25 protein-coding genes and 1 pseudogene are annotated in these 26,127 nt (G+C 73.0%); 6 read left to right on the top strand and 20 right to left on the bottom strand.

The genetic code is table 11. The annotated features are described in order from the left end of the window. Both VF825_RS12205 and VF825_RS12200 read left to right on the top strand, forming a co-directional pair. A partial coding sequence (locus tag VF825_RS12205) for a DUF3097 family protein (protein ID WP_331113620.1) occupies nt 1-564 on the top strand: 564 nt, incomplete at its 5' end. Between the two features lie 75 nt (nt 565-639). Further along, complete coding sequence (locus VF825_RS12200; protein WP_331113618.1) at nt 640-1,068, top strand: DUF4870 domain-containing protein; 429 nt, start codon at nt 640-642, stop codon at nt 1,066-1,068. 5 nt (nt 1,069-1,073) lie between these two features. Here the strand turns inward: VF825_RS12200 and hemW are convergent, their stop codons facing one another. The 8 genes from hemW to VF825_RS12160 all read right to left on the bottom strand — a co-directional run bounded on the left by hemW (nt 1,074) and on the right by VF825_RS12160 (nt 9,520). Continuing rightward, nucleotides 1,074-2,300 (bottom strand): radical SAM family heme chaperone HemW, encoded by a 1,227-nt coding sequence (hemW, locus tag VF825_RS12195; RefSeq protein ID WP_331113616.1) that lies wholly within the window; start codon nt 2,298-2,300, stop codon nt 1,074-1,076. A gap of 43 nt (nt 2,301-2,343) precedes the next feature. Next, nucleotides 2,344-3,582, bottom strand: a complete 1,239-nt coding sequence (locus VF825_RS12190; RefSeq protein ID WP_331113614.1) for an MFS transporter — start codon at nt 3,580-3,582, stop codon at nt 2,344-2,346. 122 nt (nt 3,583-3,704) lie between these two features. Beyond that, nucleotides 3,705-4,373 carry an MOSC domain-containing protein gene (locus VF825_RS12185; RefSeq protein WP_331113612.1) on the bottom strand — a complete coding sequence of 223 codons (669 nt, stop codon included), beginning with the start codon at nt 4,371-4,373 and terminating at the stop codon, nt 3,705-3,707. Nucleotides 4,374-4,531: 158 nt separating this feature from the next. Further along, nucleotides 4,532-5,290: a tRNA (guanosine(46)-N7)-methyltransferase TrmB gene (gene trmB, locus VF825_RS12180; RefSeq protein WP_331113610.1), complete on the bottom strand. Its 759-nt coding sequence runs from the start codon at nt 5,288-5,290 to the stop codon at nt 4,532-4,534. Between the two features lie 34 nt (nt 5,291-5,324). After that, complete coding sequence (lepA, locus tag VF825_RS12175; RefSeq protein WP_331113608.1) at nt 5,325-7,172, bottom strand: translation elongation factor 4; 1,848 nt, start codon at nt 7,170-7,172, stop codon at nt 5,325-5,327. A 160-nt stretch (nt 7,173-7,332) separates the two neighbouring features. Beyond that, nucleotides 7,333-7,905 (bottom strand): Clp protease N-terminal domain-containing protein, encoded by a 573-nt coding sequence (locus VF825_RS12170; protein ID WP_331113605.1) that lies wholly within the window; start codon nt 7,903-7,905, stop codon nt 7,333-7,335. Beyond that, nucleotides 7,905-8,150, bottom strand: coding sequence for a helix-turn-helix domain-containing protein (locus VF825_RS12165; RefSeq protein WP_331113603.1), 246 nt, complete (start codon nt 8,148-8,150; stop codon nt 7,905-7,907). Before VF825_RS12165 ends, VF825_RS12170 begins: the two co-directional genes overlap by 1 nt. Nucleotides 8,151-8,284: 134 nt before the next feature. Continuing rightward, complete coding sequence (locus VF825_RS12160) at nt 8,285-9,520, bottom strand: MFS transporter (protein ID WP_414695836.1); 1,236 nt, start codon at nt 9,518-9,520, stop codon at nt 8,285-8,287. A 148-nt stretch (nt 9,521-9,668) separates the two neighbouring features. Here VF825_RS12160 and VF825_RS12155 point away from each other — a divergent pair, with 148 nt between their 5' ends. Both VF825_RS12155 and VF825_RS12150 read left to right on the top strand, forming a co-directional pair. Then, nucleotides 9,669-10,652 (top strand): phosphotransferase family protein, encoded by a 984-nt coding sequence (locus VF825_RS12155; RefSeq protein WP_331113601.1) that lies wholly within the window; start codon nt 9,669-9,671, stop codon nt 10,650-10,652. A gap of 23 nt (nt 10,653-10,675) precedes the next feature. Beyond that, the gene (locus VF825_RS12150; RefSeq protein ID WP_331113599.1) at nt 10,676-11,173 is read left to right on the top strand and encodes a type II toxin-antitoxin system PemK/MazF family toxin; all 498 of its coding nucleotides are present in this window, start codon (nt 10,676-10,678) and stop codon (nt 11,171-11,173) included. An 80-nt stretch (nt 11,174-11,253) separates the two neighbouring features. Here VF825_RS12150 and rpsT read toward each other — a convergent pair whose 3' ends face one another. The 4 genes from rpsT to hflX all read right to left on the bottom strand — a co-directional run bounded on the left by rpsT (nt 11,254) and on the right by hflX (nt 16,578). Next, the gene (gene rpsT / locus VF825_RS12145) at nt 11,254-11,514 is read right to left on the bottom strand and encodes a 30S ribosomal protein S20 (protein WP_331113597.1); all 261 of its coding nucleotides are present in this window, start codon (nt 11,512-11,514) and stop codon (nt 11,254-11,256) included. A 180-nt stretch (nt 11,515-11,694) separates the two neighbouring features. Beyond that, the gene (gene holA, locus VF825_RS12140) at nt 11,695-12,672 is read right to left on the bottom strand and encodes a DNA polymerase III subunit delta (protein ID WP_331113595.1); all 978 of its coding nucleotides are present in this window, start codon (nt 12,670-12,672) and stop codon (nt 11,695-11,697) included. A 126-nt stretch (nt 12,673-12,798) separates the two neighbouring features. Next, nucleotides 12,799-15,039: an ATP-dependent DNA helicase gene (locus tag VF825_RS12135; RefSeq protein ID WP_331113593.1), complete on the bottom strand. Its 2,241-nt coding sequence runs from the start codon at nt 15,037-15,039 to the stop codon at nt 12,799-12,801. A gap of 87 nt (nt 15,040-15,126) precedes the next feature. Then, nucleotides 15,127-16,578, bottom strand: a complete 1,452-nt coding sequence (hflX, locus tag VF825_RS12130; RefSeq protein WP_331113591.1) for a GTPase HflX — start codon at nt 16,576-16,578, stop codon at nt 15,127-15,129. A gap of 220 nt (nt 16,579-16,798) precedes the next feature. Between hflX and VF825_RS12125 the strand changes: the two genes are divergently transcribed. Further along, nucleotides 16,799-17,443 carry a class I SAM-dependent methyltransferase gene (locus VF825_RS12125; RefSeq protein WP_331113589.1) on the top strand — a complete coding sequence of 215 codons (645 nt, stop codon included), beginning with the start codon at nt 16,799-16,801 and terminating at the stop codon, nt 17,441-17,443. Here VF825_RS12125 and ggt read toward each other — a convergent pair. The 6 genes from ggt to miaB all read right to left on the bottom strand — a co-directional run bounded on the left by ggt (nt 17,411) and on the right by miaB (nt 24,044). Then, nucleotides 17,411-19,255 (bottom strand): gamma-glutamyltransferase, encoded by a 1,845-nt coding sequence (gene ggt / locus VF825_RS12120; protein WP_331113587.1) that lies wholly within the window; start codon nt 19,253-19,255, stop codon nt 17,411-17,413. The genes VF825_RS12125 and ggt overlap by 33 nt on opposite strands. An 89-nt stretch (nt 19,256-19,344) precedes the next feature. Further along, complete coding sequence (locus tag VF825_RS12115; RefSeq protein WP_331113585.1) at nt 19,345-19,953, bottom strand: protein-L-isoaspartate O-methyltransferase family protein; 609 nt, start codon at nt 19,951-19,953, stop codon at nt 19,345-19,347. A gap of 5 nt (nt 19,954-19,958) precedes the next feature. Continuing rightward, on the bottom strand, nt 19,959-20,828 hold the full coding sequence (dapF, locus tag VF825_RS12110) for a diaminopimelate epimerase (protein ID WP_331113583.1): 870 nt from the start codon (nt 20,826-20,828) through the stop codon (nt 19,959-19,961). Then, nucleotides 20,825-21,793 (bottom strand): tRNA (adenosine(37)-N6)-dimethylallyltransferase MiaA, encoded by a 969-nt coding sequence (gene miaA, locus VF825_RS12105; protein WP_331113581.1) that lies wholly within the window; start codon nt 21,791-21,793, stop codon nt 20,825-20,827. Before miaA ends, dapF begins: the two co-directional genes overlap by 4 nt. After that, nucleotides 21,786-22,517: a hypothetical protein gene (locus tag VF825_RS12100; RefSeq protein WP_331113579.1), complete on the bottom strand. Its 732-nt coding sequence runs from the start codon at nt 22,515-22,517 to the stop codon at nt 21,786-21,788. The genes miaA and VF825_RS12100 overlap by 8 nt, the downstream gene beginning before the upstream one ends. A gap of 12 nt (nt 22,518-22,529) precedes the next feature. After that, nucleotides 22,530-24,044: a tRNA (N6-isopentenyl adenosine(37)-C2)-methylthiotransferase MiaB gene (miaB, locus tag VF825_RS12095; RefSeq protein WP_331113577.1), complete on the bottom strand. Its 1,515-nt coding sequence runs from the start codon at nt 24,042-24,044 to the stop codon at nt 22,530-22,532. Between the two features lie 121 nt (nt 24,045-24,165). Between miaB and VF825_RS12090 the strand changes: the two genes are divergently transcribed. Continuing rightward, nucleotides 24,166-24,795 (top strand): phosphoglycerate transporter, encoded by a 630-nt coding sequence (locus VF825_RS12090; protein WP_331113575.1) that lies wholly within the window; start codon nt 24,166-24,168, stop codon nt 24,793-24,795. Here VF825_RS12090 and VF825_RS12085 read toward each other — a convergent pair. Then, on the bottom strand, nt 24,785-25,621 hold the full coding sequence (locus tag VF825_RS12085; protein ID WP_331113573.1) for a regulatory protein RecX: 837 nt from the start codon (nt 25,619-25,621) through the stop codon (nt 24,785-24,787). The two genes, VF825_RS12090 and VF825_RS12085, sit on opposite strands and share 11 nt — an antisense overlap. An 8-nt stretch (nt 25,622-25,629) precedes the next feature. Next, nucleotides 25,630-26,127 (bottom strand): annotated as a pseudogene (locus tag VF825_RS12080) (DNA recombination/repair protein RecA); the annotation flags it as partial.

Here is a 26,127-nt window from a genome sequence, read left to right as displayed (position 1 = left end):
GGGTCCCGCGCCGTGGCGGGGGCCAGGGCGCGGGTGGCCTCGGGCTCGCGCATCTTCGTCGAGGGCCGCCACGACGCCGAGCTGGTGGAGAAGGTCTGGGGCGACGACCTGCGCATCGAGGGCGTCGTCGTCGAGCTGCTCGAGGGCGTGGACGACCTCGCTGCCGTGATCCGGGACTTCGACCCTGGCCCGACCCGCCGCATGGGGGTGCTGGTGGACCACCTCGTCCCCGGCACCAAGGAGAGCCGGCTGGTCCAGGAGGCGCGCTCGCTGCGCCGCCAGGCGCCATACGTGAAGATCCTGGGGCACCCGTACGTCGACGTCTGGCAGTCGGTGCGCCCGCAGCGGCTGGGCTGGGAGGCGTGGCCGGTCATCGCCCGCGGCCAGTCGTGGAAGCACGGGATCACCGCCGCGCTGGGCTGGCCGCACGAGAGCCAGGCCGACATCGCGCACGCGTGGAAGCGGATCCTGGGCACGGTGCGCACCTACGCCGACCTCGAGCCGACCCTGCTGGCCAGCGTCGAGGAGCTGATCGACTTCGTGACCGCCCCCGAGGGCGAGTAGAGCGGACCGATGTCCCGCAGGAGCCGGTCGCGCGCTCCTACGATGGCGGCAGACCGCCCACCACGAGGGGACCCCATGACCGAGTCGCCGCAGGACGTTCCGCCGCAGTCGCAGGGCCAGCCGCCCCCGCAGGGTGGGTACCCGCCCGTGCCCTACCCCGGGTATGCCGTGCAGCCGCCGCTGAGCCCCGGGGACGCGCGGATGTGGGCGCTGTTCGCCCACCTCGGCGGCACGTTCCTGTCCTTCCTCGTGCCGCTGGTGATCTACCTCGTCTACAAGGACCGGGACCCGTTCGTGCGCCGGCACTCCTCCCAGGCGCTGAACTTCCACATCACGCTGTTCATCGTCTACCTCGTGTCGATCCCGTTGATGTTCATCATCATCGGCTTCTTCACGTTCCTCGCGGCGGCGATCTGCGCCATCGTCTTCACGATCATGGCGGCGATCGCGGCCAACGCCGGGCGTGACTACACCTACCCGCTGGCCATCCAGTTCGTGCACTGAGGCGGTCAGACGCCGAGCAGCCGCCGCACCACGGTGTCGGCGAGCAGCCGCCCGCGCCGGGTGAGCACGACCCGGCGTGGGCGCATCGCGCTCGGTCCGTCGACGAGGCCGTCGGCGATCAGGCCGGCCACCGCCTCGCGCCCCTCGGGGCGCAGGTCCGCGATCGGCAGGCCCTCGACCAGCCGGACGCCGAGGAGCACCCGCTCGTCGTAGCGCTGCTCGTCGGTGAGCAGCTCACGCCCGGCTGCCGGTGACTGACCGGAGGCGAGCCGCCCGGCAAAGGCGTTGGGGTGCTTGACGTTCCACCACCGCACCCCACCGACGTGGCTGTGTGCGCCGGGGCCGACGCCCCACCAGTCGCCCTCGGCCCAGTAGCCCTCGTTGTGTCGGCAGCGGTCCTGCGGGGTGCGGGCCCAGTTGCTCACCTCGTACCAGCCGAAGCCGGCCGCGGTGAGCACCTCGTCGGCCACCTCGTACTTGACCGCCTCGTCGTCGTCCTCCGGCGCGGGCACCTGTCCGCGGCGCACCTGGGCGGCGAGCTTGGTGCCCTCCTCGACGACCAGGGCGTAGGCCGAGACGTGGTCCGGCTCCAGGGCCACGGCCGCCTCCAGGCTGGTGCGCCAGTCCCCCAGCGACTCCCCGGGCGTGCCGTAGATGAGGTCCACGCTCACCTGCAGCCCGGCCTCCCTGGCGGCGGTGACCGCCCGGGCCACGTTGGCCGGGTCGTGGGTGCGCTCGAGCGTGCGCAGCACGTGCGGCACCGCGGACTGCATGCCCAGGCTCACCCGGGTGAACCCGCCCTCGGCCAGGGTCGCCAGCGCCTGAGGGGTCACCGAGTCAGGGTTGGCCTCGGTGGTCACCTCCGCGCCGTCAGCCAGCCCGAACCGCTGCCGTATGCCGTCCAGCACCTTCACGAGGTCGCCCGCGGCGAGCATCGTGGGGGTGCCTCCCCCGACGAACACGGTCTGCGCGTGCGGCGCGCGGGCGCCAAGGACCTTCGCGGCGAGGTCGAGCTCGGCCAGGGCCGCGTCGGCGTAGGTCGCCACGCTGGCGCCGTCGACGCCGAGCTCGGTCAGCGTGTAGGTGTTGAAGTCGCAGTAGCCGCAGCGCACGGAGCAGAACGGCACGTGGACGTAGACGCCGAAGGGGTGCTCGCCCAGCCGGGCCAGCGCGTCGGCCGGGAGCTCCCCCGTGGTCGGGGCAGGCTCCCCCAGGGGCAGGGCACTCGGCATACCGCCGATTCTCCCATCTCGCGGGGAGCCGGCCGCGCCGCGGTCAGCCGGTGTGGCTGAGCACGCCGTAACGCTCCCGGGTGCGCAGCGCCCACGCCGAGACCGGCACGCTCAGCGCCCCGGCGGCGATGATCACGGCCGCGAGGACGGCCCAGCCGATCGCGCCGCCGTTGATGCACAACGCCACCGACAGCGAGGGCGCGATGACGTTGGACAGCGAGAAGCCCATGCCGGAGAAGCCCTGGTACTGCCCCTGCCGCTCGCGCGGGGCCAGGCCCATCTGGACGCCCCACTGGCCGCCGGAGCCGACCATCTCGCCGACGACGTGGACGAGGGCTCCGCCGCAGAGCAGGGCCACGGCCAGCCACGTCGGCCGCCCCGCGGCGAGGGCAACCAGGCCGAAGCCGGCGCCGATCCAGAACCCGCCGGTGCGCAGCGCCTTCGCGGCCGCCATCACCGTGTCGGCGCCCCGCGACAGGCGCACCTGGAAGATCGCGACCATCACGGTGTTGATCATCAGCGTCACCGCCACGAGCGACTTCGGGGCCTGCGTCGAGTGCGCGATCCACAACGGCATCGCGACCTCGATGATGACGAAGTGCATCGCGAAGATGCCGGTGAGGACGGTCATCAGGACGAACGGGATGTCGCGCAGCACCTGCAGCCGCGGCTCACCGGCCGCGCGCAGCGGCGCTTTCTCCAGGTGCGGCAGCCGGGCGACCGCGAACGAGTTGACGATGCAGGTCAGGCTGTTGAACGCGAAGACCGACAGGTAGGCCCACGGCTTGTCGATGGTCAGCGCGAGACCGCCGAGCGCCCCGCCGACGGAGATGCCGACGTTGGTGACCGCCCGCAGGTAGGCCTTGAAGCGCACCCCCTGGCCACCTTCGGCGATCCGGGCGATGACGCCGTTGCGCACGGCCCCGGCGCCCCGGTCGAAGAACGCCTCGAGCATCAGCACGCCGGCCAGCGCCCAGATGTTGTGGGTGAAGAGCAGGCCGAGGGTGGCGATGCCGGTCGCCAGGGTCATCCAGCGCAGCAGCTCCCGCGGACCCCGGACGTCACCGAGGTGCCCGATCGGGACCTGCACGAACAGCGCCACCACGGCGGCCGCGCTGAGCGCCAGGCCGACCTGCGAGGCGGGGATGTGCACGATGCGCGTGAAGTACAGGGCGAACGTCGTGGTGATCGCACCGTTGCCCATCGTGTTGACCAGCGTGGCCCCGGCCAGGATGCGCAGGTTGGGGTCGATCGGGATCCCCTTGTGCGTCAACGGTTTCACGGCGGCAGTTCCGGCCACGCTCACGAGTGCGCTCCCCCTCGGTCGATTTATCTTGACATCAAGATATCTGAGGTGGAACCGGGGATCCACCCTTTTGGCGCACCTTCGGTATGCCGTGTGGCTCAGCCCATGGGTACGCCACGGAAGCGCCTGGCCGCCACGCGCTCGGCATGCACGCGCATCGCGTCGGCAAGGTCGAGCTCACCCGCGGCCGCGGCGTCGAGCAACGCCTGCATCGCCACCGGCGCGTCCCGGTCGAACGCGTCGAGCACCGTGGCCCCGTGGGCAGGACGGCGGACCACCGCGACGGGCATCCCGGCCGTGAGGACTCCGGGGCGCACGACGCGCAGGTAGGCGCCGGGCGCACCGTGCAGGGTGAAGCGTCGGACCCACCGCTCCTCTTCCATGCGGCGCTGGAAGGTGGCGCACGGGATGCGCGGCATGGTGACCTCGACGACGACGGCGCCCTCGCCCTCGCCGATGCGCCACTGCTCGCCGATCAGGGCGTGGGTGACGTCCAGGCCCTGCGTCGTGAGGTTCTCCCCGAACAGACCGGGCGCCACCTCACGGCCGAGCTCGGCCGACCAGGACCGCGCGTCCTCCGCGGCGTAGGCGTAGAGCGCCTTGTCGGGGCCACCGTGGTGCCTGGTGTCCATCTGCCGGTCGCCCTCCAGGCCGAGCGGCCCGACACCGACAGGCCCCGCGACCGGGCGCTTGTCGATGGCCGTCTCTCCGCCCTTCGGTGTGGGCAGGAGCCCGTGGACGCGGTTGACGGCGAGCAGCGAGGGCATGGCCATCAGTCTCCCGCCCACCCCCGACCTGGACCACCGACTTTCGCCGGGGCTCCCCCGACCGGACACCCGGCGACCCGCGTTTCCACGCTCCGGGGCCGCAGGAACGCGGGCCAAGGCGTGTTCGGTCAGGTTTGGCGGAAGGGTGCTCGCGGCCGTCAGGCGCGGTCGAGGGCCAGGTCGAAGACCTGCCGGCCGACGGCCAGCCCCTTGCGCTCGAACCGGGTCATCACCCGGCCCTCGAAGCGCGGCGCGAAGCCGCCGCGGGGGTCCGACCCGGAGGTGAGCCGGCCGGCATACCGGTTGGTCAGGTGCGGTGACGCCTCGGCCACGTCGCGCATCTGCAGGGCGTAGTCGGCCCAGTCCGTGGCCAGGCGCCAGATGCCTTGCGGCGCAAGGCATCCGGCGACCAGGTCGGCGAGCTCGGGGGTGACCAGCCGGCGCTTGACGTGACGGCTCTTGTGCCACGGGTCGGGGAAGAAGACCCAGACCTGCTCGACCGACCCCCGCGGGAGCATCGTGCCCAGCACGTCGACCGCGTCGGCCTGCACCACGCGCACGTTGGTCAGGCCCTGGGCACCGACCTTGGCGAGGGTCTGCGCGACGCCCGGGCGGTAGACCTCGACGGCCAGGAAGTCGGCCTCGGGACGGGCCGCCGCGGCGTGCACCACGGCGTCACCCGCACCCGAGCCGACCTCGACGACCAGCGGCGCAACGCGCCCGAACACCGCGGCGGCGTCGAGGCGGTGCTCCGGAGCCACCGAGGTGCGGGCCACCCCTCGCGGGACGTCGAGCAGGAGCTCGTCGGCGTAGCGGTCCCAGGCACCCTGGTGCCGGGCGTTGAGCCGGCCGTCGAGGCGCGAGAAGGAGACGGTGCGGCGGCGGAAGGGCTGGTCGAGCCCTTCCGCCGCAGCCACGGGTGCAGCGTCGGTCACGGCAACGGGTGGCGGGCTACTTCTTGGCCTTGTCGGCCGCCCCCGCGTCGTTGGACAGCGCGGCGATGAAGGCCTCCTGCGGCACCTCGACGCGGCCGACCATCTTCATCCGCTTCTTGCCTTCCTTCTGCTTCTCGAGCAGCTTGCGCTTGCGGGTGATGTCACCGCCGTAGCACTTGGCCAGCACGTCCTTGCGGATGGCGCGGATGGTCTCGCGGGCGATGATGCGCGCGCCGATGGCGGCCTGGATGGGCACCTCGAACTGCTGCCGCGGGATGAGCTCGCGCAGCTTGCTCGCCATCATCACGCCGTAGCTGTAGGCCTTGTCCTTGTGCACGATCGCGCTGAACGCGTCGACCTGCTCGCCCTGGAGCAGGATGTCGACCTTGACCAGGTCGGCCTCCTGCTCACCGTCGGGTTCGTAGTCGAGAGAGGCGTATCCGCGGGTGCGCGACTTCAGCTGGTCGAAGAAGTCGAAGACGATCTCGGCCAGCGGCAGCGTGTAGCGCATCTCGACGCGCTCCTCGGACAGGTAGTCCATGCCGCGCAGCGTGCCGCGCCGCTGCTGGCACAGCTCCATGATCGCGCCGATGAACTCGCTCGGCGCCAGCACCGTGGCGCGGACGACCGGCTCGCGCACCGAGGCGATCTTGCCGTCGGGGAACTCGCTGGGGTTGGTGACGACGACCTCCTTGCGGTCGTCCATCGTCACGTCGTAGACCACGTTGGGCAGCGTCGAGATGAGGTCGAGGTCGAACTCGCGCTCGAGCCGCTCGCGCACGATCTCCAGGTGGAGCATGCCGAGGAAGCCGACGCGGAAGCCGAAGCCCAGCGCCGCCGAGGTCTCGGGCTCGTAGACCAGGGCCGCGTCGTTGAGCTTGAGCTTGTCGAGGGCGTCGCGCAGGTCGGGGTAGTCCGAGCCGTCGATCGGGTAGAGCCCGGAGAAGACCATCGGCTTGGGGTCGCGGTAGCCGCCGAGCGACTCCGCAGCCGGCTTCGCCGCGTTCGTGACGGTGTCACCCACCCGCGACTGGCGCACGTCCTTCACGCCGGTGATGAGGTAGCCCACCTCTCCCACGCCGAGGCCCTTGGACGGCATCGGCTCGGGCGAGATGACGCCGATCTCGAGCAGCTCGTGGGTCGCCCGCGTGGACATCATCGAGATCTTCTCGCGGGGGTTGAGGTTGCCGTCGACGACCCGAACGTAGGTGACGACACCGCGGTAGGTGTCGTAGACGGAGTCGAAGATCATGGCGCGGGCCGGCGCGTCGGCGTCACCGACCGGGGCCGGCAGCTGCTGCACGATCTGGTCGAGCAGCGGCTCGACGCCCATGCCGGTCTTGCCGGAGACCTTGAGGCAGTCCTCGGGCTCGCAGCCGATCAGCCCGGCGAGCTCCTCGGCATACTTCTCCGGCTGGGCGGCCGGCAGGTCGATCTTGTTGAGCACCGGGATGATCGTGAGGTCGTTCTCCATGGCCAGGTAGAGGTTGGCCAGGGTCTGCGCCTCGATGCCCTGCGCGGCGTCGACCAGCAGCACCGCGCCCTCGCACGCGGCCAGCGAGCGCGACACCTCGTAGGTGAAGTCGACGTGGCCGGGCGTGTCGATCATGTTGAGGCAGTAGGTGGTGTTGTCGACCTCCCAGGGCATGCGCACGGCCTGGGACTTGATCGTGATGCCGCGCTCGCGCTCGATGTCCATGCGGTCGAGGTACTGCGCGCGCATCGCCCGCTCGTCCACGACGCCGGTGATCTGCAGCATCCGGTCGGCCAGCGTCGACTTGCCGTGGTCGATGTGGGCGATGATGCAGAAGTTCCGGATGAGGTCCGGCGGCGTCGCGTGGGGCTGCAGCGCGGTGCGGGCCATGGGTGACACGGTCGGGCTTACCTCATCTGGTCTCGGGTGCGAACACCACAGTGTTTCATGCCCGCACCCCTGCCCGGACCAGACCGCCGCGGTATGCCGTGCCACGCACCCGCCGCATCCGGTGACCGCGTCACCGGCGCCGGGTCAGCCGGTGGCGGGGTCAGCCGGTGGCGCGCAGGGCCTCGACCACGGCTGCCCGCACGTCGCGGTGGCGCAGGCCGAGCCCGGCGAGCGCCGCGTGGGCAGTGCCACGGTCGAGGCGCAACAGGCCCAGCAGGAGGTGCTCGGTGCCGATCCAGCCGTGCTTGAGGGAGATGGCCTCGCGCACGGCCAGCTCGAGGACCTTGCGGGACTCCGGCGCGAACGGCTTGCGCCCCCTGCGGCCATGCCGGCCCAGGTCCTCCTCGGCGATCGGGTCGCCGAGCCCTCCGCCGAGGTTCGCCTCGACCGAGCGCAGGACCTCGTCCAGGTCGATGCCGATGGCCCGCAGCGCCTCCGCGTCGGACTCCCCCAGCCCGCTCGACCGGCTGTGGCGCTGCGCCTCGACCGCCAGCCGGACCGCCTCGGGCCGGGCACCGAGCCCGGTCATGACCCTCACGGCCAGGCAGTCGGGGTCGTGGAGAAGGGCCAGCAGGAGGTGCTCCGGCTGGATCTCGCCCTGTCGGTCGGCACGGGCCTCCTCCAGGGACTGCACGACCACCTGCCGGGCCCGCTTGGTGAACCGCTCGAACATCACGCCTCCCGATCCGTGCGGCCGCCGAGCAGGCCCCGGCGACCCGAGTGCTTCTTGTGGACGGCCTGGCGACTCACGCCCAGGACGTCGGCGATCTCCTGCCACGACCAGCCCAGCGAGCGGGCGCTGGCCACCTGGGTGGCCTCGAGCTGCTCCAGCAGCCGGCGCAGCGCGGCCACCGCCCGCAGGCCGGTCCGGGGGTCCCCGGCGGCTGCGGCGGTGGCCAGCTTCGTTGCTTCGGACATGCTGTCAACATAAGTTGACAACCGGAACCTGTCAACCCTCGTTGACAGGTGTGCCGAGGAAGGGGCCGCTCTGCCGGCGTTGCAGCCGCGGCACGGCGGCACCAACCTCGGCAGGGCCGAGGGGGTGCCGAGCCTCAGGCGCGGGCGGGGCTGGCGGCGCGCTGGCGACGTTCGAGCAGGCCGGAGACGAGCGCGATACCGAGGCCGGCGACGGCCAGCAGCACACCCACGCGGCTGGGCCACTCGTAGCCGTAGCCGGCGGCGAGCACGAGGCTGCCGAGCCAGGCACCGAGGGCGTTGGCCATGTTGAGCGTGGAGTGGTTGAGCGCGGCGGCCAGCGACTGCCCCTCGTGGGCGACGTCCATGAGCCGGGTCTGGAGCATCGGCACGAGGATCGTGGGCACCAGGCCGAGCAGGAACACTGCCGGCACCGCGGTCCACGGGCTGTGCGCGGCGAAGCCGAACAGCCCCAGGATCACCGCGATCGCGGCCAGGGACAGCACGATCCCCCGCAGGATGCCGCGCTGGGCGACCCGACCGGACAGGAACGCACCGGTGGTCATGCCGACGCCGTAGACGGCCAGGATCACCGGGACGGCGGCCGCGGAGAAGCCCGCGAGCGTGGTCATCGTCGGGGCGATGAAGGAGTAGGTGGCGAACATGCCGCCGAAGCCGACCGTGCCGATGAGCAGGGCCAGCCAGACCTGCAGGCGCCGCAGCGAGCGCAGCTCGGCGGCCATGGACGCGCCGTGGTCGGCCGGCTGGTGCGGGATCCAGGCCCAGGTCGCGGCGACGCAGGCCAGCGCGATGAGCCCGACGAGGGCGTAGGGCCACTGCCAGCCGACGTGCTGGCCGATCCAGGTGGTCAGCGGGACGCCGACGATGTTGGCCACGGTCAGGCCGGCCAGCATCATCGAGACCGCCCACGTGCGACGGTGCGGCTGGACCAGGCTCGCGGCCACGACCGCGCCGATGCCGAAGAACGCCCCGTGCGGCAGGCCGGAGATGAAACGGGCCAGCATCAGCACGGGGTAGCTGGTGGCCAGCGAGGAGCCGATGTTGCCGAGGGCGAAGGCGACCATCAGCGCCAGCAGGACGGTCTTGCGGTTGACCCGGGCGGCGAGCGTGGCGATCAGCGGCGCGCCGACGACGACGCCCAGGGCGTAGGCGGACACGACGTGCCCGGCGGTCGGGATCGAGATGTCCACGCCCCGGGCGATCTCCGGCAGCAGGCCCATCGTGACGAACTCGGTGGTGCCGATGGCGAACCCGCCGATGGCCAGGGCCAGGATCGCCAGGTTGGTGTGCCGGGGCCGGCTCAGGTGCTCCTCTGTCGGGGTCGTCTCCAGGGTGGTGGCGGCCTCGGTCACGTCGCTCTGCTCGCTTCTCGTCGCACTGCTCGATCAGGGTCGGGCGCTCGCTCCGCCCGCAGGGACGAACAACGGCCGGCGCCGATGTCATCCCGCCGACCCGAAACCGGTTGCCCGGCGCCGCGCCGGCTCGGCAGACTCCGGTCGCATGCAGGCACCGGTCCCCGAGGACGTCGACTACCGCCTCACGTCCGCGCGCCCGCAGTGGGAGTCGCTGCCGGCGCACGTCCACGAGGCGGTCGGCCGCCTCGCCGGCAGCCCGGTGCAGCAGGCCTCCGCGGCCGTCACCACCGGTTTCACCGGCGCGTATGCCGGCCGGGTGCGGCTGCGCGACGGCCGCGAGGTCTTCGTCAAGGCCGCCGGTCGGACGACCCCGCACGTCCACGGCGCACTGGAGCAGGAGGCGCGGGTGCTGGCGGCGCTGCCGCACGGCATACCCGCCCCCGAGCTGGTCGGCCACGGCGACAGCGAGGACTGGCGCGTGCTCCTGCTGGGCGCCATCGACGGCCATCTGCCTGGCCACCCCTGGACGCCGGCGGAGGTCGAGGCCGCGCACGAGGCGTGCCTGCGCTTCGCCGAGGCGGGGACGCCCGCGCCGGCGACCCTGGACGTCGGCACGATGGCCGAGGACCTCGACGACCCGCGCATCCACACCACCGCACGGGCCCTGGCCGAGGGCACCTTCGCGCCTCCCGACGGCATCCCCGGCTGGCTCCTGCAGCGCGGGCCGGAGCTGGCCGCCGTGTCGCGCAGCGCGAGCAGCCTGACTGGCCAGAGCCTCGTGCACGGCGACCTGAGGCCGGACAACCTGCTCGTGGACCGGCACGGTTCGGCCTGGATCGTGGACTGGAACTGGGTGGTGACCGGCCCGGCGTGGCTGGACCTCACCGGCCTGCTGCCGCTGATGGCGTGGCAGGGCCTGGACGTCGACGCGCTCATGGCGCGCTCGCCGCTGTTCACCGGGGCCGACCCGGAGGAGGTCGACGCGTTCCTGGCCGTCATCGCGGTCTACATGCTCTCCAGCCTCGACGCCCCGCCGCCTCCCGGGTGCACGGCGGCGCTGCGCCAGCACCAGCACCTCATGGCCCGGGCGTTCCTGGCCATGCTGGGGCGGCGACGCGGCTGGGCCTGAGGGCCGCGGCTAGGTTGTCCGGCATGACCCGATCCCGGATCCTGTCTGCCCTGTCCCGGCTGCTGCGCGGAGGCGCGGCCCGACGGCCGGCGCCGCGCGCCGGCGGCAGCCCGGCATACCCGGGGGACTTCCGCGGCCGGGTGGACGTGCGCTGGGCGCCACGACACGACGACCGCGCCGACCCGGGCGAGATCGTCTGGGCGTGGGTGCCGTTCGAGGAGGACCACGGCCGCGGCAAGGACCGGCCGGTGCTCGTCGTCGGGCGCGACGGGCGGTGGCTCCTCGCGCTGATGCTGACGAGCAAGGACCACGACCAGGACTACGCCGACGAGTACCGCCACGGCCGGACGTGGGTCGACATCGGCACCGGCGCGTGGGACGGCCAGCGGCGCCCGAGCGAGGTCCGCGTGGACCGGGTGCTGCGCCTGGACCCGGCCTCGGTGCGCCGGCAGGGGGCCACGCTGGACGAGCGCCGCTTCCGTGAGGTGGCCTCGGCGATGCGCGCGGTCGGCCGCGCCTGACCGGGCCACCCCGGGCAGCACGAAGGGCCGCCACCTGCGAGAGGTGACGACCCTTGCGCTCAGACTTCAGACCAGCTGGCTCAGAGCGAGGCAGCCTTCTTGGCCATCGCCGACTTCTTGTTGGCGGCCTGGTTCTTGTGGATGACGCCCTTGGACACAGCCTTGTCCAGCTTGGTCGAGGCGACCTTGAGGGCCTCGTTCGCCGCAGTGGCGTCGCCGGTGGCCGCAGCCTCACGGAACTTGCGGATCCAGGTACGGAGCTCGCTCTTGACCGCGCGGTTGCGCTCGGTGCGCTGGGCGTTGGTCTTGATCCGCTTGATCTGGGACTTGATGTTTGCCACGAGGACTCTTTCTCGAAGTTCTGACAGGTCGGTGTTGCCGTTGAGGGCGGCAGCGCGTCTCGGGACTGGGCGTGGGGCACCCGTGGTTGAGCTGCGCTGGGTGGTGCTGCATGCGCACACGACCTAGGCGCGCACGCGACCACCAAATCTAGCAGCGAGGACCGGGCGCGGCCAAAACGCTCAGCGGCCGTGCCGGGCGGCGGTGATGGACAGGATCGCCCGCTCCACCGCGTAGACCGGGTCGCGCCCGCCGCCCTTGACCTCGAAGTCGGCCGCGGCCACCGCCTGGATCGCCGCGCCCAGGCCCTCGGCGTCCCAGCCGTTGATCGAGCGGCGCGCCTTGTCGACCTGCCACGGCGCCATGCCCAGGCTCTTGGCCAGCTGGGCGCTGGAGCCCCGCCCGGCCGAGCCGACCTTGACCAGCATCCGCAGCTGGCTGGCCAGCACCGCGACGATCGGCACCGGGTCGACACCGGTGGCGATGGCGTGGCGCAGCAGGCGCAGCGCCTCCCCCGCCTGCCCGGCGACGGCCGCGTCGGCCACCCGGAAGCCGGTCGCCTCGACCTTGCCGCCGTGGTAGCGCTGGACCACGCCCTCGTCGATGACGCCCTCGGTGTCGGAGACCAGCTGCGCGGCGGCCGCGGCCAGCTCGCGCACGTCCTTGCCGACCGCCTCGATCAGCGCGCGCACGGCGTCGGGGGTGGCCTTGCGCCGGGCGGCCCGGAACTCGTGGGTGATGAAGTCGGCCTTGTCGCGGTCGGTCTTGATCGCCGGGCACTCCAGCACCCGGGCGCCCGACTTCTTCAGCGTGTCGAGGACCTTCTTGCCGCGGGCGCCGCTCTTGTGGGTCACCACGAGCCAGACGTCCTCGGCCGGCGCGGCCAGCAGGTCGAGCAGGTCGGTCTGCAGCTCCTCGGCCGCCTCGTCGAGGTCCTGCACGACGATCACCTTGGCCCCGCCGAACAGGCTCGGGCTGGCATGGATCGCGATCTCGCCGGCGGAGTAGGTCTGCGCCGCCAGCCGGATCACCTCGATGCCGGGCTGGGCGGCGCGCAGCTGCTCCAGGGTGGACGCCAGCGCGCGTTCGGCCAGCACCCCCTCGGGCCCGGAGATGAGCACGTATGCCGGCACGGAGGGTGCGGTGGCAGCGATCGTCACAGGGCCCAGCCTTTCACGCCGCGCCGACACCGCGCGCCAACCCCGCCGCCCACGTGAGCCGCCCACGTGAGCCTGCCGACGGCGAGCCGGGGCACACGTGGCCGGCCGGAGAGCCGAAGGGGAAGGTCAGTCGAAGGAGAGGGTCGCGGCGCCGGAGGCCTCGAGGCCGAGCAGGGACAACCGGGCGGCCACGACGTCGGGCTCGACCTCGAAGTGGTCGGCCAGCTCCTCCACGCTCAGCCCGGCGTCGACGCCGTCGCGCAGCTCCTCGTCCTCCTCGGCCGACCACGCCCGCCCCTGGGTCACGGCGGTCCGCGGCGAGCGGGCCTGCGGCGGGGCCGACGCCACCGGCCGGGTGTCCCCCATCGAGGTGCCCTCGACCGCGCCGGCCATGCCGCGCAGCGCGGGCTCGTGCACCGGCAGCGGCTCGGGTGCGGTCTCGTCGAGACGCTTCAGCGCGGCGAGCACCATGGCGCGGTCGGTCGTGGGCCAGAACGGCGGCAGCGAGCGCTGGAGGAAGCCGGCGTAGCGCGCGGTCATCATGCGAGAGTCGAGGAAGGCGACCACCCCGCGGTCGTCGCCGCGGCGGACCAGCCGGCCGGCGCCCTGGGCCAGGCGCAACGCGGCGTGGGTCGCGGACACGGCCATGAAGCCGTTGCCGCCCATGCGCGCGATCGCCTGCGAGCGCGCCGAGGCCAGCGGGTCGTCGGGGCGCGGGAACGGGATGCGGTCGATGATGACCAGCTGGCAGGAGGACCCCGGCACGTCGACGCCCTGCCAGAGCGACAGGGTGCCGAAGAGGCAGGTGGAGGGCTCCCGGGCGAACTGGCGCACCAGCGTGGCGGTCTGGTCCTCGCCCTGGCACAGGAACGCGATGTCGTCGCCGAACCGCTCGCGCATCGCCTCGGTCGCCGCGACCGCGGCACGCATCGAGGAGAACAGGCCCAGCGCCCGGCCGCCCGAGGCCCGGATGAGCGCCTCGATCTCGTCGAGCGTGGCGTCGCCGATGCCGTCGCGGCCCGGCGCCGGCAGGTGCTTGGCGACGTAGGCGATCGCCTGCCTGGGGTAGTCGAACGGGCTGCCCACGTCGAGGCCCTGCCAGTCGGGCGAGCCCTCGCCGCGCAGGCCGAGCGTGCCGGCGACGGCGTCGAAGGTGCCGCCGAGCTCGAGCGTGGCCGAGGTCATGACCACCGTGCGGTCGCCGAAGACCTTGTCGCGCAACAGCATCGCCACGCTCATCGGGGCCACGCGCAGCACCGAGCCGCGACGCGGGTCACGGCTGACCCACACCACGTCGAGCTCACGCTGCTCGAGGATGCGCTCGGCGTTCTCGTGGATCTCGTCGATCGCCGCGCGGGCCACCTGCCGGGCGCCGTCGTTGTCCTCCGGAGAGGCGGGCTTGAGCTCGGTCTGGACCGCCCGCGCCGTGTCCCGCACCCGGGTCAGCGCCAGCGTCAAGGTGTCGGGCAGGCCCAGCAGTCGGCCCTCAGGCAGGTCGTCGAGGATGCCCTGGAAGAGCACCGACGCCTCGTTGACCGGCTCGGTCTGGGCCAGCCGGCCGGCGCGCTTGGCCGCTGCGGCGATCATCGAGGCGGTGAGCTCGTCGGTGACCGTGGAGGTCACCCGGTCGACCAGCTCGTGCGCCTCGTCGACGACGAGCAGCTTGTGCTCGGGCAGCATCTGCCGGCCCTCGAAGGAGTCGATCGCCATGAAGCTGTGGTTGGTCACCACCACGTCGACCTCGCGGGCGGCCTCGCGGGCCTGCTCCACGAAGCACTCGGTGACCACCGGGCACTTGCTGCCCAGGCACTCGTGCGCCGAGACCGACACCTGCCGCCAGGCCCGCTCGGAGACGCCCGGCACCAGCTCGTCGCGGTCACCGGAGCGGGTCACCTCGGCCCACTCGCGCAGCCGCACCACCTCGGCGCCGAGCCGGGAGCGGTTGGCGTCGACCTGGCCGACCGAGAGCAGGCCCTCGTCCTCCTCCTCGGGGAAGCCCCCGACGAGCTTGTGCTGGCACAGGTAGTTGCGCCGGCCCTTGACCAGCGCGTAGGTCGGCTTGCGGCCCAGGATCGGCGCGATCGCGTCGGCCAGGCGCGGCATGTCGCGGTCGACGATCTGCGCCTGCAGGGTCAGGGTGGCTGTGGCGACCACGGCGGGCTTGCCGGCCTCGTAGGCGTGTGCGACCGCGGGGATGAGGTAGGCCAGCGACTTGCCGGTGCCCGTGCCGGCCTGCACCAGCAGGTGCTCGTCGGCCTCGATGGCGTGCTCCACCGCGTGGGCCATCTGCACCTGCCCGGGGCGCTCGGTGCCGCCCACGCCCTGGACGGCGGCGTGCAGGAGGGCGTCGAGGTCAGGGCGGGCCATGGCCCCGAGACTAGTGCCCCGCACCGACGGCCCGGACACGGCGAGGGGACGGGCCCGCGGCCCGTCCCCACCCGGCATACCGGTGGCTCAGACGGCGTACGCCGTGAGCTCACCGACCAGCGTCGGGCCCACCTTGGCATGCACCCGGGTGCCGTGCTCGGTGTGCTCGCTCTCGATGACGTCGGCCTCGCGGTGCAGCCGGTTGACCAGGTCGCCCCGGTCGTAGGGCAGGAGCACGGTCACCGGGATCTCCGGCCGCGGCAGCTCCTCGGCGATGAGGTCGCGCAGCTCGTCCAGGCCCTCGCCGGTGCGCGCAGAGACCACGACGCAGTGCTTCTCGTGGCGGCGCAGCCGGTCGAGCACCTCGGGGTCGGCGGCGTCGGCCTTGTTGACGACGATGACCTCCTTGATCTGGTCACCGCCCACGTCGGCCAGCACCTCGCGCACCGAGCTGATCTGCCCCTCGGGGTCGGGGTGGGAGCCGTCGACGACGTGCAGCAGCAGGTCGGAGTCGCCGACCTCCTCCAGCGTCGAGCGGAACGCCTCGACCAGCTGGTGCGGCAGCGCCCGCACGAAGCCGACCGTGTCGGCCAGGGTGTAGGCCCGGCCGTCCAGCGTCTCGGCGCGGCGGACGGTCGGGTCGAGGGTGGCGAACAGCTGGTTCTCCACCAGGACCCCGGCGCCGGTGAGCCGGTTGAGCAGGCTGGACTTGCCGGCGTTGGTGTAGCCGGCGATGGCCACGCTCGGCACGCCGTGGGCCCTGCGGCTGTGGCGCTTGGTGTCGCGGCCGGTCTTCATGGCCTTGATCTCGCGCTTGAGCTTGGCGATGCGGGTGTTGATGCGGCGCCGGTCGAGCTCGATCTTGGTCTCACCGGGGCCACGGGAGCCGATGCCTTCACCGCCGGCGACGCGGCCACCGGCCTGGCGGGACATCGACTCACCCCAGCCACGCAGGCGCGGCAGGAGGTACTGCAGCTGGGCCAGCTCGACCTGGGCCTTGCCCTCCCGGCTCTTGGCGTGCTGGGCGAAGATGTCGAGGATCAGCGCGGTGCGGTCGATGACCTTGACCTTGACGACGTCCTCCAGCGCGCGGCGCTGGCCCGGGGTGAGCTCGCCGTCGCAGACGACGGTGTCGGCGCCCTCTGCGATGACGATGTCGCGCAGCTCCTCGGCCTTGCCCGAGCCCAGGAAGGTCGCGGCGTCGGGGCGCTGCCGGCGCTGGATCACGCCCGCGAGCACGGTGGAGCCGGCGGTCTCGGCCAGGGCGGCGAGCTCGCGGATGGAGTTCTCGGCGTCCTCGACGGTGCCCTCGGTCCAGACACCGGCCAGCACGACGCGCTCGAGGCGCAGCTGGCGGTACTCGACCTCGGTGACGTCCTCGAGCTCGGTGGAGAGCCCGGCGACGCGGCGCATCGCTGCGCGCTCCTCGCGGTCGAGCTGGTCGCCGTCATAACGGAAGTCCGCGTCCTGCTCGTGCCACGAGTCGTCGTCGGCGAGCGCAGAGGCGCGGAACTCGAAAAGGTCAGTGCGTTCTGTCATATCTCCTCAAGCGTCCCACCCTTTGTTCGGGGCGGGCGACACCTTTTCAAACCACGCCCGGGCCACCTTTATGCCGGTAGGCCGCGAGCCCACCCTCCCGACTTTGCTCACCGCGGTGGGCTCTGCTCACCCAGGGCCGCTCACGGGGCCCTTTTCCGGCCCGGAAACCGGCCCGGGTTGAGCAAAGGTGCCTGCGCGCCGGCCGCTAGCGTGTGCCGTGATGAGCACCAGCGACGCCCAGGACCACTACTTCACCGCCGAGCCGGCCAGCGCGGCCGAGCGCCGTCGCCTCGACGTCGAGCTCGCCGGGCGCACCGTCACCGTGCACACCGCGCCGGGCGTGTTCTGCCCCGACCGGCTCGACATCGGCACCGCGGTGCTGCTGCGGGAGGTCCCCGCGCCGCCGGCCACCGGCAACCTGCTCGACCTCGGCTGCGGCTGGGGGCCGGTTGCGCTCACGCTCGGGCTGCGCTCCCCCGGCGCCGCGGTGTGGGCGGTCGACGTCAACCGCCGGGCGCTCGACCTCGCCGCCGACAACGCCCGCTCGGTCGGGGTCGAGGACTTCCACGCCTGCACCCCCGAGGAGGTGCCGGCCGATCTGCGGTTCACCGCGATCTGGTCCAACCCGCCGATCCGGGTCGGCAAGGCCGTGCTGCACGAGCTGCTGCTGACCTGGCTGCCGCGGCTGGAAGCCGGCGGCGCGGCATACCTCGTGGTGCAGAAGAACCTCGGCTCGGACTCGCTGCAGAAGTGGCTCGACGGTGAGCTCGCCGACCGGTGGCCGGGCGAGTTCACCGTCGAGCGCCACGCGACCTCGAAGGGGTTCCGGGTGCTACTGGTGCGCCGGGTGGAGCACCATCGCTGAGCCGCCGCCACGCCGGGAGGTCTCGGCGGCCGCCTCGAACCAGTGGCGGCTGTAGGTGCGGATCGCGGTGACCGCCCCGATCTCGGGCGGGTTGCCGGCCGAGACCAGCACGTGGCCCAGCGCGGTCAGGGCTGCCCCGTCGGGGCCGTTGAGGATGGCCGGCTCGGCCTGCTCCTTGCCGTTGCGCGAGGACAGACGCGGCGCGGCGATGGCGTCCACGAGCGGCAGTCCGCGGTCGAGGTACTCGGTCAGCGTCTGCGCGACGGAGGTGATGATCGTGGCGCCGCCGGGAGAGCCGAGGGTGAGGAACGGCTTGCCGTCCTTGAGCAGGATGGTCGGGCTCATCGACGAGCGCGGACGCTTGCCCGGGCCGGGCAGGTTCGGGTCGGGCACGCCCGCCGTCAGCGGGGTGAAGTCGAAGTCGGTGAGCTCGTTGTTGAGCAGGAAGCCCCAGCCGGGCACCGTGATGCCCGAGCCGCCGGTCTGCTCGATCGTCAGCGTGTACGACGCGACGTTGCCCCAGCGGTCGGCGGTGACCAGGTGCGTGGTCGACTGCCCTTCGTAGGGCTCGGCCTGGGTCGTGGACCCGGGCGCACAGCTGGTGTAGCTGCCGTCGGGGCTGCCGAAGGCGATCGGCCGCGGCTGGGCCTTCTTCGGGTCGAAGCCGCAGGCACGCTCGGCGGCGAAGCCCGTGCTGGTCAGCTCCTTGACCGGGACGCCCGGGACGTCACCGATGTAGCGGTTGCGGTCGGCGAACGCCGTGGCCGAGGCCTCGCTGAACCGGTGCAGGTAGTCCACGTTGCTGACGTCCTTGAGCGGCACGCCGGTCTGCTTGTCGTAGGCCTGCAGCAGGTTGAGGATCTCGGCGATCGTGATGCCTCCCGAGCTGGGCACCGGCATGCCGTAGACGTCGAGGCCGCGGTAGGTCGAGTGCACCGGGTCCTTGCCGAGCGCCCGGTATGCCGCGAGGTCACCGCGCGTCAGCTGCCCACCCATGACGGTGCTGCCGTCGGTGTGCGGGTGCTGGGCCTCGGCGGCGATCGCCGCGCCGAGGGCGCCGTCGTAGACCGACTGGACGCCGTGCCGGCGCAGCTCGGCGTAGGCCTTGGCCATGTCGGGGTTGGTGAACGTGGACCCGACCGCCGGCGCCTGGCCGTTGCGCAGGAACACCCGGGCCGTCTCGGGGAACTTGCTGAACCGCGCGGCGTTGGCTGCGGTCTGGTCGTGGAAGGTCTGGTCGACGACGAAACCCTTGCGCGCCAAGGCCTCTGCCGGCGCCATGAGGTCGGCGAAGCGGCGGGTGCCGAAGTCGTGGGCGGCCTTGGCCCACAGCGCCGGGGTGCCCGGGATGCCGATGGACAGGCCCGAGTTGACCACGGTGTTGAAGTCCATCGCCGAGCCGTCGGGGTTGGTGAAGGTCTTGTCGGTGAACGTCTGCGGGGCCGTCTCGCGGCCGTCGATGGTGCGCACGCTGTGCCGCTTGGCGTCGTAGTAGACGAGGAACCCGCCACCGCCGATGCCGGCGCTGTAGGGCTCGGTGACGCCCAGGGCCGCGGCGGTGGCGACCGCGGCGTCGGCGGCGTTGCCCCCGCGGGCGAGCACGTCGAGCCCCACCTGGCTGGCGTCGCGGTCGACCGAGGCCACGGCGCCGCCGGACCCGGTCATGACGGGCACCTTGGGCTGCTGGCTGGTCGGTTGCGGCGGGGCCTTGGTGGCGGGTGCGGCCGGCTGGGCCAGAGCCGTGGTGGGGGCCAGGAGCCCCACGCACAGGCTCCCGGCGGCCAGCCCGGCGAACAGGACGGATCGGGGCATGTGGGACGACCTGGTCATATCGGGACGCTAGCCCCGGCCCGGTCACCCCGCGACCGGAACGACCCCGGGTCCCGTCCTGGAGCGTGAGCTCAGCGCAACGGGACGAACAGGTAGTGGCCGTGCTCGGTGACCACGGGCTCCCCACCGGCCGCGACGCTGACCCGCAGCATCCGCCCGGCCACCGGCAGCACCATGACCCCTCCGGGGGCGAGCTGGGCCAGGAGGTCTGCCGGCACCTCCGGCGCCTCCGCGGAGACCAGCACCCGGTCGTACGGCGCCCGGCCGGGACACCCGAGCCGGCCGGGGACGGCCTGTTCCACGAGGGCCCACGTGCGCCCGGTCGCAGCGACCCGCTCCGCCGCCGTCCGGGTGAGCTCCGGCTCGAGCTCGACACCGACCACGGCGCCGGAAGGTCCGGTGAGCGCGGCCAGCAGGGCGGTGGTCCAGCCGGAGCCGGCGCCGACGTCGAGCACCCGCTGACCGGGTCGGACGTCGAGGAGCTCGAGCATGGTCCGCACGGCCGCCGGCTGGGAGCAGGTCTGGCCGGCGCCGATCGGCAGGGGCAGGTCGAGGGCGGCGAACTGCCGCTGGTGGGCGGGCAGGAAGTCAGCCCGGGGTGTGGCGGCGAAGGCCCGGTCGAGGGCGGCGCCCGGGCCCTCCCCGCCCGGTCCCGCCGCTCCTCCCGGGGCGCCGCTCACGGCACTCAGCCCGGGGTGAGGACCCCGTCGGCCACGAGGACGGCCGGGCCGGCGAGCTCGACCTGCTGGCCCGGCAGGGCCCGCACCCGCAGCGTGCCGCCGGGGACGTCCACGCGCCATACGGTGTTGTCCTCGCTCTCCCCCGCCCACCAGCGGGTGGCGAGGGCGGCGGCCGCTGCGCCCGTGCCGCACGAGCGGGTCTCCCCCACGCCGCGCTCGTGCACGCGCATCGCGATGTGGCCGGGGCCGAGCGGGCGCACGAACTCCACGTTGGTGCCCTGGGGCGGCAACGGGTTGACCTCCGGGGCGCGGGTCAGGTCGAGCCCGGCGAGGTCGGCGCTGTCCGGCAGCGCCACCACTGTGTGCGGGTTGCCCAGGTCCAGGCTCAGCCCGGGCATCGGGTCGTGGTGGGCGACCTTGACGAGGGCGTCGTAGCCGTTGGCCAGGGCGGCGTCGGGGTCGGCGACCTTCCAGTCGCCGAGGTTGACGGCGAAGAGGTGCCCCTCGACGCGGATCGTCTTGACCCCGGCGCGCGTGGCGATCTCGAACTCGTCGGCGGTCTCCAGCCCCTCGCGGCGCAGGTAGGCAGCGAACACCCGGGTGCCGTTGCCGCACATCTCGGCGGCGCTGCCGTCGGCGTTGCGGTAGTCCATGAACCAGTGGGCGCGGGCCGCCTGGCTGCGCACGAACGCCTCGTCGGCCAGGTCGGTGGGCACGACGCGGATGACCCCGTCACCACCCACCCCGGCCCGGCGGTCGGCGAGCAGGCGCACCTGCTCGGCGCTGAGGTCGAGGGCGCCGTCGAGGTCGGGGACCAGCACGAAGTCGTTCTCGGTGCCGTGCCCCTTGGTGAACCGCAGGCCGTTGTCAGTCATCGTCGGCCATTGTCCACCAGCGAGGCGCCCACCACGTCGAGGGCACGCTCGAGCAGGTCCGGGGCGTCCCACGGCAGCCAGACGACGCGCGCGTCCGGGCGGAACCACGACTCCTGGCGGCGAGCGAACTTGCGGGTGGCGGTCACGGTGTCCTCGATCGCCTCGGCCGCGCTCATCCGCCCGTCGAGGTGGGCCAGGGCCTGGCAGTAGCCCAGCGCCTTGCTCGCGGTGCGCCCCTCGCGCAGCCCGGCCGTGTCGAGCGCGCGCACCTCCTCGAGCAGCCCGCGCTCCCACATCCGGTGCACCCGGGCGGCAATCCGCGCGTCGAGCTGGGGGCGCGGGCCGCGCAGCCCGATCAACACCGTGGGCGCGAGGTGCTCGCGCGTCGGCATCGTGGCCGAGAAGGGCCTGCGGGTGAGCTCGATGACCTCCAGCGCGCGCACCACCCGCCGACCGTTGTTGGGCTGGATCGACCGTGCCGCAACGGGATCGGAGCCCTTGAGCCGCCTGTACATCACCGCGACGCCCATCGCCTCCAGCTCGGCCTCGAGCCGGGCCCGCACCGCCGGGTCGGTGGGCGGGATCTCCAGCCGGTCCAGCGCGGCGCGCAGGTAGAGCCCGGACCCGCCGGCGTAGACGGGCACGTGGCCGCGCTCGCGGATCGCCGCCGCGTCCGCGCGGGCCTCCCGCTGGTATGCCGCGACGCTCGCCTCCTCGCGCACGTCGAGCACGTCGAGCTGGTGGTGCGGCACCCCCCGGCGCTCGGCGGGGTCGAGCTTGGCGGTCCCGATGTCCATGCCGCGGTAGAGCTGCATCGCGTCGGCGTTGACCACCTCACCGGCCAGCCGCTCGGCCAGGGCCAGGGCGAGGTCGGACTTGCCGCTGGCGGTGGGGCCGACGACGGCGAGGACCGGCAGGTCACCGGCGGCTGCGCTGTCGAGGTCGGGGCGGGCGCGGTCAGCCACGGCGCCAGAGGGCGACGGTCCAGCCGACGCCGTAGGGCTCGCCCCGGAACAGGACATCCCCCAGCCACTCGCCCCCGGCAGTGGCCCCGGCCAGCAGCGGCCACAGGTAGGCGCCGTCCGCCCCGACCTGACCGGCGAGGTCGAGGTCGACGGCGGACAGGGCGTCGCGGTCGCCGCGCGCGAGGGCGTCGGCGACGGCGTCGTCGAACGCCCCGGCACGGGAGTCCTCGGCGCGGGGAGCCTTGGGCCCGTGGCTTGCTGCGCCGTCGACGAGCAGCACGACGGCGGTCTGCCGGTCGGCCCCGGCCAGCTCGGTCGCCAGGCGCGCGGCCCCGGCGGCGTCGACGGTCACCCAGCGGGCACCTGCCCAGAGCTTGGCGACGTCGGGCTCGTCCGCGGACACCCGGTGGGCGAGGTAGCGGGCGACCATCATCGAGGTCGGCAGCTCGGGGTCGACGGTTCCGGCGGCACCGGGCAGCGCCGGGACCCGCACGTCCCGGCCGAAGCCGCTGAAGCTGACCTCGCCGGCGGCCTCGTGCTCCCCCGGCTCACCGGGAGCGACGAAGACGACCTGCCCGTCAGCGTGGTGGCGCAGCTCGGCGACGAGCCCCCGCAGGGCGGCATCGGCGGCATGCCGCAACGGCTCGACCTCGGAGGCGGCCCGGCCCATCAGCTCGGGCACGAGCGCCGGGGGCCACGGGAGGATGGCGACGGTGACGACCATGCGCTGCGCCCGTCAGCCGCAGGCCCGCGCCGCGGGAGGCGGCGTCACGGGCTTGCCCAGGGACGGCATACCGAGGGAGACCGCGGGCTTGGACGCAGGACCCTTGTCCTGCAACACCTCCCACGCGTCACCGCCTGCGGTGCGGCGCACGGCGTAGGTGCCGCCCTCGACGCCGGAGTCGGCGACGAGGTGGTGCGGAGCGCCGTAGGTGACGTCGACGGTGACCACGTCACCGGGCCGGGGACGCACCGCACCCTCGGGGACGGAGAAGTGCACGAGACGGTTGTCGCGGGCCCGGCCGGACAGGCGCGAGGTGGCGGCGTCCTTGCGGCCCTCGCCGGTGGCCACGAGCACCTCGACGGTGCGGCCCTCCAGCGCGCGGTTGCCGGCCCAGGACACCTCCTCCTGCACCGCGATGAGCCGGTCGTAGCGCTCCTGCACCACGGCCTTGGGCACCTGGTCCGCCATCGTGGCCGCGGGGGTGCCGGGGCGGATGGAGTACTGGAAGGTGAACGCGCTGGAGAAGCGGGACCGGCGCACGACCTCGAGGGTGTCGGCGAAGTCCTCCTCGGTCTCGCCCGGGAAGCCGACGATGAGGTCGGTGGTGATCGCCGCGTCGGGGATCTGGGCGCGGACCTTGTCCAGGATGCCGAGGAACTTCTCGCTCCGGTAGGAGCGCCGCATCGCCTTGAGCACGCGGTCGGAGCCGGACTGCAGCGGCATGTGCAGGCTCGGCATGACGTTGGGGGTCTCGGCCATCGCGGCGATGACGTCATCGGTGAAGGCGGCGGGGTGCGGGCTGGTGAAGCGGACACGCTCCAGGCCCTCGATCTGGCCGCAGGCACGCAACAGCTTGCCGAAGGCCAGGCGGTCGCCGAACTCCACGCCGTAGGTGTTGACGTTCTGCCCGAGCAGGGTGACCTCGACGACCCCCTGGGCCACGAGGGCCTCGATCTCGGCGAGGATCTCGCCGGGGCGTCGGTCCATCTCCTTGCCACGCAGGCTCGGCACGATGCAGAACGTGCAGGTGTTGTTGCAGCCCACCGAGATCGAGACCCAGCCGCTGTAGGCGGAGTCGCGTCGGGTGGGCAGCGTCGAGGGGAAGACCTCGAGGCTCTCGAGGATCTCGACCTCGGCGGCCTTGTTGTGGCGGGCCCGGTCCAGCAGGGCCGGCAGCGAGCCGATGTTGTGGGTGCCGAAGACGACGTCGACCCACGGGGCCTTGTCGACGATGGTGGAGCGGTCCTTCTGGGCCAGGCAGCCGCCGACGGCGATCTGCATGCCGGGGTTGTTGGCCTTGACCGGACGCAGCTGGCCGAGGTTGCCGTAGAGCTTGTTGTCGGCGTTCTCGCGCACCGCGCAGGTGTTGAACACGACGACGTCGGCCGCCTCCGGGCGCTCCTCGACGGCCAGGCTGTGGACGTCGACATAGCCTGCGGTCTCGAGCAGCCCGGCCAGGCGCTCGGAGTCGTGGACATTCATCTGGCACCCGTGGGTGCGCACGTCGTAGGTCTTCTGCGTCGTCATGGCACCGACAAGGGTACGTGGTCGCGGCACCCCTTCGGCCCACCTGCGCACCCGTGTGCCGCACCGTCGCCGGACGGGAGAACCCGCGCGGGCGGACGGCCCGTGTGCGAGGCTGCCCGGCATGCACCAGGAGGTCGACTCGGCCGCGGTCCTCGCACGTTCCGTCGTCGCGCTGGACCTGCCCGACGGACGGGCGCCCGTGGTCGGCATCTCGGGGTTCGGCGGCTCGGGCAAGTCGACCCTGGCGGCGGAGCTGGCCCAGCACCTCCCCGGGTCCGCGGTCGTGCCCGGCGACGAGTTCCTGCACAGCCGCCCGCCCATCGAGCGTTCGGAGGACTGGGGTTCGGTGGACCGCGAGCGGCTGGTGGGTCAGGTCCTCGAGCCGGCGCGGCGGGGCGCGGCCAGGGCCTACCAGGTGTGGGACCACGACACCGCCGCGCCGGGGCCGTGGGTGTCCCTGGCCGGCGCCACGGCCGTCCTCGTCGAGGGCCTCGGGCTCTACGTGCCCGAGCTGGTGGGGCTGTTCGACCTGCGCGTGTGGGTCGACGTCGACCTGGACACGGCGACGGCCCGGGGCATGTGGCGCGACGAGCACGAGTACGGCAACGCGCAGGCCGACCTCTGGACCGGTGTCTGGCGGCCCAACGACGCCGACTTCTTCGAGCGGTACCGCCCCGACCGTGCCGCGCACGTGCTGTACGCACCGCCCCTACGGTCCGAGTCGGGATTGCCGGGCCCGGTCAGTCGGTGAGGTACTCCTCGGAGTCGGCGATCGCGTCACGGATCACCGCGTAGGACATGCCCGAGGAGTAGCCCTTGCGGGCGAGCATCCCGGCGAGGCGCCGGGTCTGCACCTCGACGCCGAGGCCGTGCATGGTGCGCAGCTTCTTGTCGACGAGCTGGCGGGCGCGGGCCCGCTCGGTGTCCTCGTCGATGTCGTCGAGGGTCTCGGCGGCCAGCTCGGGGTCGATGCCCTTGGTGCGCAGCTCCTGGGCGAGTGCCCGCCGGGCCAGCCCCCGCTCGGCCTGCTTGGAGCGCACGAGCATCTGGGCGTAGGCCGCGTCGTCGACCAGCCCGACCTCGGTCATCCGGTCGAGCACGGCCGTCGCGACGTCGTCGGGGCAGTTGCGCCGGCGCAGCTTGTCCTCGAGCTGCTGACGGCTGCGCGGCGCCATGGCCAGCTGGCGCAGGACGATCTGGCGGGCCACGTCGTAGGGGTCGGGCTCGGTGTCGCGGGCCTGCAGGTCCTGCTCCGGGTCACCGGGGGTGGCCTCGCCGCGCCGGGACCGACGGGTGCGGCGCCGGCCGTCGGTCGCCTCACCCGAGGTTGGCCCGGTGGCCCGACCCCGGGCTCCTCCGGTGCTCCGGCCCGAGACTCGCCCGGTGCTCCGGCGGCCCCGATCCTCCTCCGGCTCGGCACCGCCCTCCCCGGCCGGGCCGCGGGCCCAGTCCGGACCCGAGGCCCCGAGACGGGGATCGGACCAGGCGGGCGCCGGGCCGCCCGAGTCGCCGCCGGACGTGGCCGCCAGGGCAGCCTCGAAGGCTGCCCTGGCGGTGTCGTGCTTGTCAGTGGTCACGCGGTGCCTCAGAAGTCGACCGGGACGTCCTTCTCGGCGGGCTTGTCGACCTGCGGGCCGACACCGAGCTTCTCCTTGATCTTCTTCTCGAGCTCGTCGGCGAGGTCGGGGTTGTCCTTGAGGAAGTTGCGGGCGTTCTCCTTGCCCTGCCCCAGCTGGTCGCCGTCGTAGGTGTACCAGGCACCGGCCTTGCGGACGAAGCCGTGCTCGACACCCATGTCGATCAGGCCGCCCTCACGGGAGATGCCCGCGCCGTAGATGATGTCGAACTCAGCCTGCTTGAACGGCGGGGAGACCTTGTTCTTGACGACCTTGACGCGGGTGCGGTTGCCGACCGCGTCGGAGCCGTCCTTGAGCGTCTCGATGCGACGCACGTCGAGGCGGACCGAGGCGTAGAACTTCAGCGCCTTGCCACCGGTGGTGGTCTCCGGCGAACCGAACATCACGCCGATCTTCTCGCGGAGCTGGTTGATGAAGATCGCCGTGGTGCCGGTGCTGTTGAGCGC

The sequence above is a fragment of the Oryzihumus sp. genome (assembly GCF_036391795.1).
Taxonomy (GTDB): domain Bacteria; phylum Actinomycetota; class Actinomycetes; order Actinomycetales; family Dermatophilaceae; genus Oryzihumus.
The sequence above is the reverse complement of the archived record's forward strand: the minus strand, read 5'-3'. Positions and strand labels throughout refer to the sequence as shown.